General features: G+C 71.6%; 12 protein-coding genes. 2 read left to right on the top strand and 10 right to left on the bottom strand.

Translation table 11 applies throughout. The features are described from left to right. Positions 1-3: 3 nt before the first annotated feature. Genes ACQPZF_RS19830 through ACQPZF_RS19845 form a run of 4 tightly spaced genes read right to left on the bottom strand, consistent with a single transcriptional unit; the run spans position 4 to position 4,084 of the window. Complete coding sequence (locus ACQPZF_RS19830; RefSeq protein WP_433273727.1) at positions 4-912, bottom strand: carbohydrate ABC transporter permease; 909 nt, start codon at positions 910-912, stop codon at positions 4-6. Beyond that, a complete protein-coding gene (locus ACQPZF_RS19835; RefSeq protein ID WP_433273729.1) occupies positions 913-1,899 on the bottom strand; it encodes an ABC transporter ATP-binding protein in 987 nt (328 codons plus the stop codon). Then, positions 1,896-3,206: an ABC transporter substrate-binding protein gene (locus tag ACQPZF_RS19840; RefSeq protein WP_433273731.1), complete on the bottom strand. Its 1,311-nt coding sequence runs from the start codon at positions 3,204-3,206 to the stop codon at positions 1,896-1,898. The genes ACQPZF_RS19835 and ACQPZF_RS19840 overlap by 4 nt, the downstream gene beginning before the upstream one ends. Next, entirely contained in the window at positions 3,203-4,084 is an 882-nt protein-coding gene (locus ACQPZF_RS19845; protein ID WP_433273733.1) for a carbohydrate ABC transporter permease, read from the bottom strand. Before ACQPZF_RS19845 ends, ACQPZF_RS19840 begins: the two co-directional genes overlap by 4 nt. A gap of 103 nt (positions 4,085-4,187) precedes the next feature. Here ACQPZF_RS19845 and ACQPZF_RS19850 point away from each other — a divergent pair, with 103 nt between their 5' ends. Next, on the top strand, positions 4,188-7,103 hold the full coding sequence (locus ACQPZF_RS19850; RefSeq protein WP_433273735.1) for a proprotein convertase P-domain-containing protein: 2,916 nt from the start codon (positions 4,188-4,190) through the stop codon (positions 7,101-7,103). Between the two features lie 17 nt (positions 7,104-7,120). Here ACQPZF_RS19850 and ACQPZF_RS19855 read toward each other — a convergent pair whose 3' ends face one another. From ACQPZF_RS19855 to ACQPZF_RS19875, 5 genes are all read right to left on the bottom strand, one after another. Then, entirely contained in the window at positions 7,121-8,104 is a 984-nt protein-coding gene (locus ACQPZF_RS19855) for a hypothetical protein (RefSeq protein WP_433273737.1), read from the bottom strand. Continuing rightward, positions 8,101-8,634, bottom strand: coding sequence for a SigE family RNA polymerase sigma factor (locus tag ACQPZF_RS19860; RefSeq protein ID WP_433273739.1), 534 nt, complete (start codon positions 8,632-8,634; stop codon positions 8,101-8,103). Before ACQPZF_RS19860 ends, ACQPZF_RS19855 begins: the two co-directional genes overlap by 4 nt. Further along, on the bottom strand, positions 8,631-9,041 hold the full coding sequence (locus ACQPZF_RS19865; protein ID WP_433273741.1) for a hypothetical protein: 411 nt from the start codon (positions 9,039-9,041) through the stop codon (positions 8,631-8,633). The genes ACQPZF_RS19860 and ACQPZF_RS19865 overlap by 4 nt, the downstream gene beginning before the upstream one ends. Before the next feature lie 127 nt (positions 9,042-9,168). Then, positions 9,169-9,717: an RICIN domain-containing protein gene (locus ACQPZF_RS19870; protein ID WP_433273743.1), complete on the bottom strand. Its 549-nt coding sequence runs from the start codon at positions 9,715-9,717 to the stop codon at positions 9,169-9,171. 21 nt (positions 9,718-9,738) lie between these two features. After that, positions 9,739-10,233, bottom strand: coding sequence for a hypothetical protein (locus ACQPZF_RS19875; RefSeq protein WP_433273745.1), 495 nt, complete (start codon positions 10,231-10,233; stop codon positions 9,739-9,741). Between the two features lie 687 nt (positions 10,234-10,920). Here ACQPZF_RS19875 and ACQPZF_RS19880 point away from each other — a divergent pair. After that, positions 10,921-11,463 carry a hypothetical protein gene (locus ACQPZF_RS19880; protein ID WP_433273747.1) on the top strand — a complete coding sequence of 181 codons (543 nt, stop codon included), beginning with the start codon at positions 10,921-10,923 and terminating at the stop codon, positions 11,461-11,463. Between the two features lie 4 nt (positions 11,464-11,467). Here ACQPZF_RS19880 and ACQPZF_RS19885 read toward each other — a convergent pair whose 3' ends face one another. Then, entirely contained in the window at positions 11,468-12,970 is a 1,503-nt protein-coding gene (locus tag ACQPZF_RS19885) for a DUF4185 domain-containing protein (protein ID WP_433273749.1), read from the bottom strand. Positions 12,971-13,025 lie beyond the last annotated feature (55 nt).

A 13,025-nucleotide genomic window follows, 5' to 3' on the forward strand; every position in this document is an offset into this window, starting at 1 on the left:
TGCTCATCTGCCGTTGTGCAGCGGGTTGCGCTGGTAGCGGCGGAATATCCGCCATTGCAGGTATACGGCGGCGGCGGTGAGGGCGAGCATCACCAGTGTGGCGGCGGCTGCGTGTCCGTAGCGGAGGTATTCGAAGGCGTTGCGGTAGATGTACAGCGACAGGTACGTGGTCGAGTACGGTGGCGGGCCGCCTTCGGTGACCACCAAGGCGGGCACGAACGAGAACTGGAAGCTCAGGATCGTGTCGCGCAACAGCAGCAGGCCGATCACCGGGGCCAGCATGGGCAGCGTGACGCGGCGGGCCAGGGTCCAGCCGGTGGCTCCCTCCAGGGAGGCCAGTTCGTAGACCTCCCGGGGTAGTGCGCGCCGCGCCGCCAGCAGCACCACCAGCATCTCGCCGATGGTGAACAGGCTCATGATGATGATCGCCGCACGGGCGTCGTCCGGGCTGGTCAGCCAGGCCGGGATGGCCGTGTCGAACGCCGTCCGGCCGTCCTCGCCGCCCCAGCGCAGCAGTTGGTTCACCGGGCCGTACAGCGGGTTGAACAGCCACAGCCAGAGCAGGCCGTAGGCGATCTCCGGAACGGCGGTGGGTAGCGTCGCCACCGTGGTCGCGGTGGTGGCGGCCGGGGCGCGGCGGTGCAGCAGCAGGGCCAGGCCGACTGCGGCGGCGACCCGCAACGGCACGGCTATCGCCGCGAACACCAGGGAATTCACCAGGGCGGCGCGGAACGGGACGCTGGTGGCCAGTTCCGCGAAGTTCGCCCAGCCGACCCAGTGGGCCGGGCCGATGAGGTCGTACTCGGTGAACGCCATGCCCAGGGACGCCGCCGCCGGCGCGAGGACCAGCGCGACCAGGCCGAGCAGGTAGGGCGCCAGCATCCACGCCGCCTGCCGGTCCTTCGCGCGCATTCAGATCCGCGTTCCGGTGCTGTCGAACAGGTGCAGGTCGCGGTCGTGCACCCGCACCCGCACCTCGGTGTCGGGGGTGGGCCGGTCCTCCGTCGCGACCCGCGCCACCACGGCGTGGGAGCCCGCCACGCGCAGGTGCACGTAAGCGTCCTCGCCGACCACTTCGACGCGGTCGACCCGGGCGGGGATGCCGTCGTCGGACAGGGCGACCGCCTCCCTCCGCACGCCGACCCGGTGGGCGTCCGCGCGCCACGGGCCGTCCGCGGGCAGCAGGTTCATCGCCCCGACGAACGTGGCCACGAACTCGGTCGCGGGCCGCCGCCAGATGTCGTCCGGGGCGCCGACCTGCTCCAGCCGCCCGTCGCGGACGACGGCGATCCGGTCGCCCAGGGTCAGCGCCTCGGACCGGCTGTGCGTCACGTGCAGGGTCGTCGCCCCGACCCGGTCGTGCAGCGCGCGCAGCTCGACGCGGGTCTGCTCGCGCAGTTCGGCATCCAAATTGGACAGTGGTTCGTCGAGCAGGAACACGGCGGGTTCCCGCACCACGGCCCTGGCCAGGGCGACGCGTTGCCGCTCACCGCCGGACAACTGGTGCGGGTGCCGGTCGAGCAGGTGCGCGCACCCGGCGATCCCGGCCGCGCGCTCGGCGATCGGGCGGGCGTGTTTCCGGCGCATACCGCGCACCCGGTGGCCGAACGCGATGTTGTCGGCGACGGTCAGGTGCGGGAACAGCGCGTAGGACTGGAAGACCATCGCCACGTCCCGTTCGCCGGGGCTGAGCCGGGTGACGTCCCGGCCGGCGATGCGCACCGTCCCCGAGGACACCGGGTGCAGGCCCGCGATCGCCCGCAGCAGCGTCGACTTGCCCGCGCCGGACGGGCCGAGCACGACCAGCAGCTCGCCCCGCGCGACGGTGAGGTCGATGTCCCGCAACACCTCGTGCGTGCCGTGTGCCGCCCGGACGCCGGCGAGTTCGACGCCGCTCATTGCCGGGCTCGGGCGAACAGCGGAGCGGTCTGCTCGTCCAGCCGCCGGGCGACCTCCGCCGGTGGCTGGTGGTAGTAGAGGGCGTTCTCCAGGATGCCGTTCGCGGCGTCCTCGATCTCCGGCCACGTGGACAGCGTCGGCGCGGCCTTGATGGTCGGGATGGAATCGAGGAACACCTTGGCGTTGCGGGGTTTCACCGCGGGGTCGAGGAACGCGGGCGACTCGGCGACCGCCTTGTTCGACGGCACGGTGCGGCCGGTGGCGGCCATGATCTCCGCGCCTCGCGTGCCGAGCGCGAATTCGACGAACCGCCACGCGCCGGCCTTGTTCTCCGCGCCGCGCGGGATGCAGTAGGCGTCACTGTGCAGCACGGTCGTCGGCGTGCGGTAGACCGGCAGGGGAGCGACGTCCCAGTCGAAGCCCTGGATAGCGCGGAACGTCGTGGTGGAGCGCCGGGACGACATGAGCATCCCCAGCGTGCCGGCGGCGAACCGGGCCTCGTCGTCCTGGCTCTCCACCTCCTGGTCGGTGGGCACGACGCCGTGCCGGCCGCGCAGGTCGAGGAAGTTCCCCAACGCCTCCAGGGCCGGGGCGTCCAGCGCGATCCGCGACGGCGTGACCTCGTCGTCGAACACCTTGCCGCCGTTGGACCACGCGAACGGGGCCAGCCGGATCAGCTCCGGCGACACGGCCAGCCCGTACTCGACCGGCGGCGGACCTGTCGGCTTCACCCCCGGCTGGTCGAAGTCGACGCCCTTGACGACATCGCCGTTCGCGTCCCGGGTGAGCGCGGTCGCGGTGGCCACCATGTCGTCCCACGTCCACCCGGCGCGCGGCTCGGCGATCCCGTGCTTCCGGAACAGGTCGCGGTTGTAGTAGACGACGAGGCTGGAGATGTTCTGCGGCATGCAGAGCTGGTTCCCGCCGAACCGGAACGCGGCCATCGCCTGAGGGTAGAAGTCCTGCTCCCGCAACGATCCCGAGGCGGCCAGCAGCGGACCGGCGGGCTCGATCGCGTCCCGGGCCGCGAACTGCCCGTAGAACCGGTAGTTCATCAGGAACAGGTCCGGCGGCTTGCCGCCCGCGATGGACGTCGACAGCCGGGTGATGAGGTCCTTGCGGTCACCGGCCTCGATCAGCCGCACGTCGGCGCCCGGGTTCGCCTGTTCGTAGGCGGTTTCCAGGGACCGGTAGGCGGCCAGCTCGTGGGGGTCGCCGAACACCAGCAGGCTGACGGCCTCACCCGGCGTGCCCGCCGCGCACCCCGCCGCCAGCACGGCCGCCGCGATCAACGCGCGTGCCCTCATCCCCGGACTCCCTTCCAGCGCCGCACATCCCGGTGCGCGACCACGAACACGACGAGGGCGGGCGCGGTCGCCAGGACCGCGCCCGCCAGGAACACCGGGAAGTCCGCCGCGTCGAGCGTCGCGAGCGACCGCAGCGCCAGCGGCAGCGTGAACAGGTCCCGGTCGTACAGGAACACCAGCGGGTCCAGGAAGTTCGACCACGTCAGCACGAACGTCAGCGCGCCGACCCCGGCGGTCACCGGCCGCACGAGCGGCATCCCGACCCGCCACCAAGTGCGCAGCGGCGTCAGGTCCTCCATCGCGCACGCCTCGTACAGCTCGCCGGGCACCGCCCGGAACGCCAGGTAGTACACCAGCGGGAACAGCGGCGAGGTCGCGATCAGCGCGGGCGCGACCAGCGGCACGAGCGTGTCGGTCAGGCCGGCGAGCCGGAACACCGCGAACTTCGGCACGAGCAGCGCCACGGCGGGGACCATCAGCGCGACCAGCGACAGCGCGACGACGGCGGCGGCGACCCGGCGCGGCAGCATCGCCATCGCGAACCCCGCCATGGACGCGACCAGGACGCTCGCCGGCACCGCGACCGCGCACACCGCGAGCGAGTTCAGCGTAGCGCGGGTCAACCCGCCCAACTCGGCCGCGAGCCGGTAGCCCTCGGTGGTGACCGGGTCGGGCACCAGGTCCGGCGTGGTGGGCGGCGGCAGGCCCGGCTGGTGCAGCGAGCCGGACACGAGCAGCACGAGCGGCGGCAGGAACACGGCGATGATCGCCAGCGCGCCCCATCGCCGCCACATCCGCACCAGCCTCCCCCGCTCGACCGGCCAGGACAGCGCGTCACAGTGCCACAGCGGGCGGAACGCCGACAAGACGCGCGGCACACCGTGAACGAACCCCGCAATTCGGCCCTACCGGACAACCCGGAACAGCGGGAGCATGTGCGGCGCGTGCCGACCGGTCATCCCTGCTGCCGAAAGGGCCGTCATGCAACGACGAACCGTCCTGGCGTTGTTGGGCGCGGGACTGCTGCTGCTACCGGCGGCGGCCGTGCCGGGCGCCGCGGACACCGTGGTCGGCGCCCTCGCCGTCGAGAATGACAACCCGCTCGGCCCGGCGGGCAGCGACGAGTGGTTCGCCCGTCAGCGCCTGCACCCCGGCGCGGACCTCGGCGCGAACCTCGCGAACGCCCGCAGACAGGCGAACTCGTTGCGGGACGGACACTCCCGCGGCCTCACCGCGCAGGCGGCGTGGCAGTCGATCGGCCCGTCGCTGGGCGGCCGGATCTCCGACGTCGTCGTCGACCCGACGCGGCCGGACACGGTCTACGTCGGCGCGGCCTCCGGCGGGCTCTGGAAGAGCACCGACGGCGGCACGACGTTCAACTACGCCTGGCAGCGCGACCTGCCGCAGTCGACCGGCGCGGTGGCCGTGAGCAGCACCGGCGTGATCTACGTCGGCACCGGCGAGGGCGCGCCCGGCTCGGCGAGCTACTCGTTCCCCGGCAACGGCGTCTACCGCTCGACCGACGCCGGCGCGACCTGGCAGCACCTCGGCCTGGACGACACCGACCGGATCGGCCGCATCTCCATCGACCCGGCCGACCCGAACCGGATCTTCGTCGCGGCGGCGGGCAAGCTCTACCAGCCCGGCGGCACCCGCGGCATCTACGCGACCACCGACGGCGGCGCCACCTGGCGGCAGGCGCTGGCGGGCGCGAACGCCACCACCGGCGGCATCGACGTCTCGATCAGCCCCGCCGAGCCGACGCACGTCTACGCCGCGCTGTGGGACCACACCCGCACGCCGGCGGGCCGGGTGTACGGCGGAGTCGGCACCGGCATCCACCGGTCCACGGACGGCGGCGTCACGTGGACCCGGCTGGGCGGCGGCCTGCCCGCGGCGGGCGCGAACAACGGCCGGATGGGCGTCGCGGTGTCGAAGAGCGACCCGCGCAGGCTGTACGCGATCGCGGCGGACACCCCCGGCAACTTCCTCGGCTTCTGGACCTCCACCAACCGCGGCGACACGTGGACCCGCATCACCAACACCACCGCGCTGTCGAGTTCGCAGTCGACGTTCGGCTGGTGGTTCGGCCGGATCTTCGTCGACCCCGCCGCGGCGCAGCACATCTGGGTGCCCGGCGTGCCGATGCTGGAGTCGACCGACGCCGGCGGCACCTGGGTCAGCAACGGCTCGTCGTTCCACGTCGACCAGCACGGCGTCGCGGTCGACCCGCGGGTGTCCGGCCGGGTGTTCATCGGCAACGACGGCGGCGTCTACCGCTCCACCCAGAACGGCTCGCTGAACGGCACGTGGACCAAGTCGCGCAACCTGTTCAACATGCAGTTCTACACGGTGGCCGTGTCGCAGCAGGACCCGACGCGGATCAGCGGAGGCTTGCAGGACAACGGATCGGTGCGGTCGTGGGCGGGCTGGGGCGAGATCTACGGCGGTGACGGCCTGGCCAACCTGATCGACCCGACGAACCACCAGAAGGTCTACGCCTGCGCCCAGAACGGCGCGTGCGTGCGGTCGACCAACGGCGGCAACACGGTGTCCTCGTTCGGGGCGACCACCTCGGAGCGGCGCGGCTGGCTGACGCCGGTGGTGTTCGACCCGAACAACCCGGCGATCATGTACTACGGCGGCAACCGGCTCAACCGCTCCACCAACTCGGCCGCGTCGTTCACCGCCATCAGCGGCGACCTGACGCACGGCACGTGGGCCACGATCAGCGCGGTCGGCGTGGCGAAGAGCGACAGCCGGGTGATCTACGCGGGCACCGAGGACGGCCGGATGTGGATCACCCGCAACACCGGCGGCTCGTGGCAGGAGATCACGGCCGGCCTGCCGACCCGGTTCATCACCAGGGTCACCGTCGACCCGACCGACGCGAACCTCGCGTACGCCACGGTGTCCGGCTACCGCAACGGCTCCAGCCTCGCCCACGTGTTCCGCACCACCAATGGCGGCAGCACCTGGCAGGACATCTCCGGCAACCTGCCGGACGCCCCGGTCAACGAGATCGTGCTCGACCCGCAGAACCGCGCGATCCTGTACGTGGGCAGCGACGTCGGCGCGTTCGTGTCGACCAACGGGGGCGCGAACTGGTCGCCGTTGGGCACGGACCTGCCCATCGTACCGGTGACGGACATCGACGCGTCCGTCGCGAGTGGACAGACGCTGCTTACGGCCGCCACCTACGGGCTGGGCATCTACCAGCTCCGGCCGTCCACCGCGCCGAAGAACGACTTCGCGATGGCGGTGTCGCCGCTGTCCGGCGCGGTCGACCCCGGCAACCCGGTCACGGCCACCGTGAGCACGTCGGTGGTGTCGGGCACGGCGGAGGCCGTCACGTTCTCCTCGGTTTCCGGCCTGCCGGCGGGCGCGACGGCGACGTTCACCCCGCAGTCCGTCACGGCGGGCGGCTCGTCGCAGCTCACGATCACCACGTCGGCCACGACCCCGGCGGGCAGCTACCCGGTCACCGTGACCGGCACCGCGCCCTCCGCGACCCGCAGCGCGACGTTCACCCTGACGGTCAACCAGGTCGGCAGCAGGTGCACGGGGACCAACCCGAACGACGTGGCTATCGCGGACAACGCCGTGGTGACGTCCACGATCCCGTTGAACTGCGGCGCCGGCACGGCGTCCCCGAGTTCGACGGTCGAGGTGCACATCAAGCACACCTACATCGGTGACCTGGTGGTGAGCCTGGTGGCGCCGGACGGCAGCGCCTACGTGCTGCACAACCGGACCGGCGGCGGTGCCGACAACTTGGACAAGACCTATCCGGTCGACCTGTCGGGTGAGGCGATGTCCGGCACCTGGACGTTGCGCGTGCAGGACGTGGCGGCGCAGGACACCGGAGTCGTCGACACCTGGACGTTGTTGTTGTAGGGACGAAGTTGCCGTGGTCAGCCGGCCAGGGGGTCGGGCGTCCAGTTCCGCTCGTCCTCCGGGTCGGGCACGGGGTTCGCGGCGGCGGCCAGCGCGGTCGCGGTCGCCGCGCCGCCGAACGCGGTGCCGTGCCCCGGCTCGACCCGGATGGCGAACCGGCCGCTCGGGTCCGCGACGGTGACCCGGTCGCCCTCCACCGTGCCCGGCCTCCCGGCGACCAGCGTGTCCGCCGGGAGGTCCCGGCCGGGGACGCCGTCCGTGCGCAGGCTCACCGTCAGGGTCGCGGCCTCCGCCGTGTCGCCGTCGGCGAACACGAGGGCGGCGAGTTCCCCGTCCGGGCGCACCGGCACCCGCACACCCAGCAGCCGCATCGGCGGGGTCACCGCGGCGGGCGCGACGGTGAGGGGCACGGTCACCGGCCGGGAGTGGCCGGTGTCCACGCTCTGCGCGACGCGGTGGACCCGGTCGCGCAGGTCGGCGGAGCCCCCGGTGAGGCGGACGACCGCCCACGCCCGGTCGGACCACTCCCAGACCAGTTCGGCGTCGCCCCGCCACCACGCGGCCCGGCCGTGGACGTCCGGCGCGCGGTCCACGGCCGGCTGCCAGCCCCCGCCGCCCTGGCCGGGGAGCCGGCCCGCCGCGTAGATCGCCACCGTGCCGCGCGGCCCGGCCGCCGGCGCGTCGGCCTCGCCCAACGTCACCTCCTGCCGGTGCCGCCCGGTCTGGTAGGCGAGCGGCGTGAAGCCGCCTGCCGAGCCGACCAGCGCCACTTGGCGCAACGGGTCGAACGCCGCCGCCGCGGGCTCGGTCGTCAGGCCGCGCAGGAGGGCGGGGGAGACCACGGCCGCGCAGATCACCAGCCCGACGGCGGCGACCACGTTCAGCGCGGTTCCGGTGCGCCGTCGGCGTCTGCCGTCCCGGATCGCCCGCGCGATGTCCACGCCAGGACCGGCGCCGGGTTCCACCGTGCGCAGCGGCTCCAGCAACTGCGAGTCGTTCATCGCTGCCCTGCCTTTCCCAAGAGTCGTCGCAGTGCCGCCAGTCCGTGCGCGGTCTGGGTCTTCACGTTGCTTTCCGAGCAGCGCAGCGCCTTTGCCACCTCCGACACCGGCAGGTCGGCGACGAACCGCAGCACCAGCACCGCCCGCGCGCGGGGCGGCAGCCGGCGCAGCGCGGACCACACCACCTCGCGGGTCTCCACGTCCGGCGGCGGGCTGCTCGGCTCCCGCGGCAGGTCCGCCGGGCGGCCCACCAGGCGGACCAGGCGCCAGCGGCGGCGGTGCTCGTTGAGGAACGTCCGGACCACGATCGCCCGCACGTAGGCGTCCAGGTCCCGGGCCGCGCGGGCCTTGCGCCAGTGGGCGAACAGGCGGGTGATCGCGATCTGCACCACGTCGTCGGCGCGGTGCTCGTCACCGCACATCAGGTAGGCCAGCCGGCGCAGGCGCGGGAGGTTCGCACCGATGTACGCGGTGAACTCCGCTTCTTCGTCGACGCCCACGACGGCGTACCCGAACGCGTCCGCCGTCACGCGGCCCGCTTCGCGAAGTGCCGGCGGGACGCCTCGGGGATCCACAGCAGGCACAGCACCACCGCCGACATCGCCCAGCCGGTGACCAGATCCGCCCTGACCTCTACTTCCGGGTACGACACGAACACGAAATACCGCCCTACGGCTTGGCATGCGAGCAACACGGTGATGGCGATCCGGCCCCCGTTCCGTCCGGAGTGGACGGTCGTCGCCAGCCACGCGTACAGCACGGCGCTGATCGGGTGGTAGACGGTGCCGGGGTTGAAGCTCGCCGCCTCGGGGGTGGCGACCAGCCGCCACACGTCCTGCACCACCACGGTGACGTGGTTGAAGGCGTGCACCCCGATCCCGACGACGGCGAGCAGCACGGCCGCCGGCCGCGTGGCGAGGACGTTCGAAACACTCATGGTGACCTCCGGGTCGCGTCCGCTGTCACCCCGGAGACACGGCCGGGGCCTCCCCACGTCTTATGGCCTGGGTCACACTTGCCGAGGGCCGTCCCCCGTGCGGAGGAACGGCCTCGTTCACGGCGGCTCAGAAGACCCCGGTGACATCCCACTTGTGCCGGGGGTCGGTCCCGTTGCAGTTCTGCACCTCGATCGCGCGCTTCGCCGCCGTGCTGCCGCGCACCGAGACGCACAGGTTCAGGTTGTACTCGGGCGAGATCTCGTATCGGTTCCCGCCCACGTAGTAGCGGTGGAACCGCTGGTTGGACTGGCCCCGGCAGTCCCAGAGCCGGACCAGCGCGCCGTGGCCGCCATACCCGTCGACGCTGAGGCACTTGTTCCGGTTGAAGTACGACTTGATGTAGAAGCCGCTGTGCGTCGAGTCGGGCGTCTCCACGAACCACTGCGCGGTCGTGCCGTTGTGCTTGTAAAGCTGGATCTGGGTGCCGTTCGCCGACTGGCGGTTGCGGACGTCCATGACCAGCGTGGTCGACGCCTGGTGGGCCCAGTACATGACGTTCACGGCGGCGGCGCGCGGGACCTCGGTCCGCGTCACCTGCGTCTCGGCGACCGCGGTGGACGTCGTCGCCATCAGCGCGGCGGCGACCAGCGCGGTGGACAGGAACAGTCGCTTCATCGTTCCCCCTCGGAATCCGGGTCAGCAGCGCTTGTAGGAGTTGGAGAGCCAGAACGAGCTGACGCCGTTGCCCACCCACCGGGCGTCACCGTGGTAGGCGTAGCACCAGCCGCCGTACTCCTTGTTCTGGAAGGCGCGCACGTAGTGGCAGTTGGCATAGGTGCGGAACGAGTGGATTTCGTCGTTCCAGCTCTCGCCGACGAACTCGATGCCGTAGTTGCCGCAGCCCCCGTTGCGCCCGTAGATCTTGGTCGACCCACCGCCGTAGTCCCCGTTGCGATACCACGTCATGATGAGCTTCTTGGCGGGAAGGGCGACCTCGGCCGCCGCCGCGCCGCAGGCCTTGGTCTCCTGCGGTGCGATGTTCGTGACCGGGTCCGGCGCGCCGACGACGATCACGCAGTCCGCGTCGCCCGACTGGGCAGGTGCCGTCTGCGCCTGGGCGGGCAATGCCGGCCCGGTGGTGAGCATGAGCCACCCGACCACCGCGCCGGCGATGTGGTGCCAGCGAATCATGGTTTCCCCCTTCGCATAACACGAGTGCTTCCAACGCCGTCCGAGGATCCGACCCGACCCGCACCCGAACCTTGCGAAGAACCTTGAACCCGGTGGTAGGACGCCTATGCCAGGACACAGCAAGACCCTGCCGACCGCGCGAGGGCGGGGCAGGGAGCCTCACAAACCAGGGGAGAGGAGCGCGTTGGTTCATCTTTCTACGCAAAAAGACGGCAGAAGAGGAACCACGGACTCAACGCGCCATAAGCACGCAAGTCTTGGATAAAGCTGGGGACATCACGAAAAAGGACCACATCATCGATAAACCCTAAAGCTGCCAGGGACCGGCTGGAACGCCACGCGCGCTACGGAACGCGCACTTGCGGCTGCCAGGTCGCGTACTCAGGCCGAAGGCACGCGAGTCAGCAAGCTGGGCGGGTCGCTCTGCGGGCGGCGTGTTGCGCTGACAGCCGTCCCCCGGCAGGCTTTAGGTCATCGATGATATGGTCATTTTGCGTAGTGTTCCGAGCTATATTCCAGACCTGCGTGCTCATGGAGCGCTTTGCGTCCGTGGTCCCTCTTCTGCCGTCGTTTTGCTTAAGAAAAGCAACAAACAAGGCGCCGTCGAGGGAACCGTCGTGTCGTGGCCCGCGTCGTCCTGGCATGGCGGGTCGTCGTGTGTCGTGGTGGCGTTCACCTTGGTTGCCGGTGGTGTTGGCGGTCGGGCCGGTGGTGTTGACGCTGTGGTCGGTCAGCCTGCCTGGCGGGTTCTTCGAGATGGCGCTGATCGCGCTGGTGTGCTGGGTGGTGGTCGGCCTGTTGTGGCTGGTGGTCGCCGTCCTCGCCGTGGTGGCCCTGCCGCCGCCCCGGGCCCGTCAGTCGGCTCGGCTGTGGCCGTTCCTCGTGGTCCCCGCGCTGTTGGTGGCGACGTGGGCGACCGCCCGCACCGGGGTGGTCGAGCGGCTGGTGTTCGACGTGCACCGGTCGGCGTTGGAGCGCCTGGTGGCCGACGTGACGGCGGACCCGGACCGACGGGTCGGCCACCAGGAGGTGGGGCTGTACTCGATCACCAGCGCCGCCGGTGCGCCGAGTGGGGGTTGCACGCTGATCACGTTGGAGCACGGCGGTTTCCTCACCTCCACCGGCTTCGCCCACTGCCCGGAGCACGTCCCCTCGGGCGCCGGGTCCGCGGACGGCTACGTCTACACCCACATCGACGGACCGTGGTACGAGTTCGCCTTCACCTGGTAGCCGGTCAGATCCGTTCCAGCACCACGTCGTCCAACTGCACCCAGGTGTCGGCCGACCGGGCCCACAGGCCGCCGAACGCCTCGACCTCGGTGGTGTCCGCGGTGAACTCGACGGTCAGCCGCCGGTAGTCCGGGAGATGACCGAACCGCTGCTCGGCCACGACGCCGCCGCCCGGACGCCGGACACCGAAGTAGCCCTCGCCGTTGGTCGCCGACGTGCGTGCCCAGCCGGAGATCCGGTACCGGCTTCCGGGCTGCACCACGACTTTCTGGCTGAGGTCGTGCCAGCCGGTGTCGTGCCGCACCCAGCCGTTGTTGCGGCCCGAGTGCGCCTGGCCGAGGCCCTGGTCGATCCCGCCGCGCCCGCCGATCCGCCACGGTCCGGGCCCCGCGCCCGCCGGGCGGTCCTCGAAACCGCCGTCGGACAGCAGGTTCGGGTCGGTCGGCACGTCGGACAGCCGCACGCGCATGAGCTTCGAGTCGTACGGCGCCCACTGGGACATCGAGAAGTACAGGTCCGGGCCGTCCGCGCTGGAGGGGTGCAGGAAACCGCCGTACAGGGCGGGGTAGTCGACGGCGTGCGCCACCACCCGGCCGCCGCTCCACGGGCCGTTCGGCGCAGGCGCGGTGCGCAGCACGATCGCGGCCCTGCTCTCGTCCAGCGCCAGGGACACCCAGCGGCGCAGACCGTTGTGGTACAACACGGATAGCTCGCCCACCTGAGTGCCGAACACCGGGACGGAGGCGTCCACGTCAGCCCTCCAGCCGGACGCGGTCCAGTACTCGTAGGCCGCCGGGTTCAGGACGTCCGGCTCCGCTACCCGCGCCACGTGCGCGTTGCCGAAGCGCCCGTTGGGCGTGCCGAAGAGGTAGACGAGACCGTCGTGCCGCACGAACGCGCCCATCTGGAACCGCGCGGACCCGCCCTGGTTGGGCCACCTGCTCGCGGTCGGCTTCACCCACGTCCGGCCGCCGTCGTCGGAGTAGGCCAGCCCGGAGTAGTTCGTGGTCCACGGCTGCCAGCCGCGGATGGACATGTAGTGGAGGTAGTCGCGAGACCCGACGCTGACCGCGGCCGTCGGGATCACGGTCACCTCGGACACCGCCGGGTCGCGGTGCAGGATCTCCGCCGCGTGGCCGGGCCGGTCCTCGACCATCGAGTCGATCCGCAGGCCGTCCGCGAGGTTCGTGTCCGCCGAGTGGCCGAGCACGTTGAACCGCCAGTCGGCGGTCTCCGGACCGGCGCCGTGGCCGCCCCAGCCCTCGCCGTAGGTGTCGCCGAAGACGACCGCGGTGCCGCCGCGGCTGTCGCGCCACATGATGCCGAGATCCGTCGCGTGCACGGCGAACCGCGTCCGCGTCTGGTTGATGTCGCGGTCGCCCTGCCCGGCCAGCAGCGCCACCGGTTGGGCGGGCGAGAACGGCGCGGCGGCGGTCGCCGGGAGCGTCGACGCCGCGAGCGCGGCGACCAGCACGGCGCCGCCGAAGGCCTTTCTTGGTGTGGACATGCCCCGTTGTTCTACCGGCAGCCGGTTGTCCGGTGTCGGGGGACACCTGCCGAAC

The sequence above is a fragment of the Actinosynnema sp. CS-041913 genome (assembly GCF_050942485.1).
Taxonomy (GTDB): Bacteria; Actinomycetota; Actinomycetes; order Mycobacteriales; family Pseudonocardiaceae; genus Actinosynnema.

Coding starts and splice junctions, on each gene's coding strand:
- ACQPZF_RS19835 (WP_433273729.1), bottom strand. CDS start 1,899: ATGAGCGGCGTCGAACTCGCCGGCGTCCGGGCGGCACACGGCACGCAC.
- ACQPZF_RS19865 (WP_433273741.1), bottom strand. CDS start 9,041: ATGAGTGTTTCGAACGTCCTCGCCACGCGGCCGGCGGCCGTGCTGCTC.
- ACQPZF_RS19850 (WP_433273735.1), top strand. CDS start 4,188: ATGCAACGACGAACCGTCCTGGCGTTGTTGGGCGCGGGACTGCTGCTG.
- ACQPZF_RS19885 (WP_433273749.1), bottom strand. CDS start 12,970: ATGTCCACACCAAGAAAGGCCTTCGGCGGCGCCGTGCTGGTCGCCGCG.
- ACQPZF_RS19840 (WP_433273731.1), bottom strand. CDS start 3,206: ATGAGGGCACGCGCGTTGATCGCGGCGGCCGTGCTGGCGGCGGGGTGC.
- ACQPZF_RS19830 (WP_433273727.1), bottom strand. CDS start 912: ATGCGCGCGAAGGACCGGCAGGCGGCGTGGATGCTGGCGCCCTACCTG.
- ACQPZF_RS19875 (WP_433273745.1), bottom strand. CDS start 10,233: ATGATTCGCTGGCACCACATCGCCGGCGCGGTGGTCGGGTGGCTCATG.
- ACQPZF_RS19870 (WP_433273743.1), bottom strand. CDS start 9,717: ATGAAGCGACTGTTCCTGTCCACCGCGCTGGTCGCCGCCGCGCTGATG.
- ACQPZF_RS19855 (WP_433273737.1), bottom strand. CDS start 8,104: ATGAACGACTCGCAGTTGCTGGAGCCGCTGCGCACGGTGGAACCCGGC.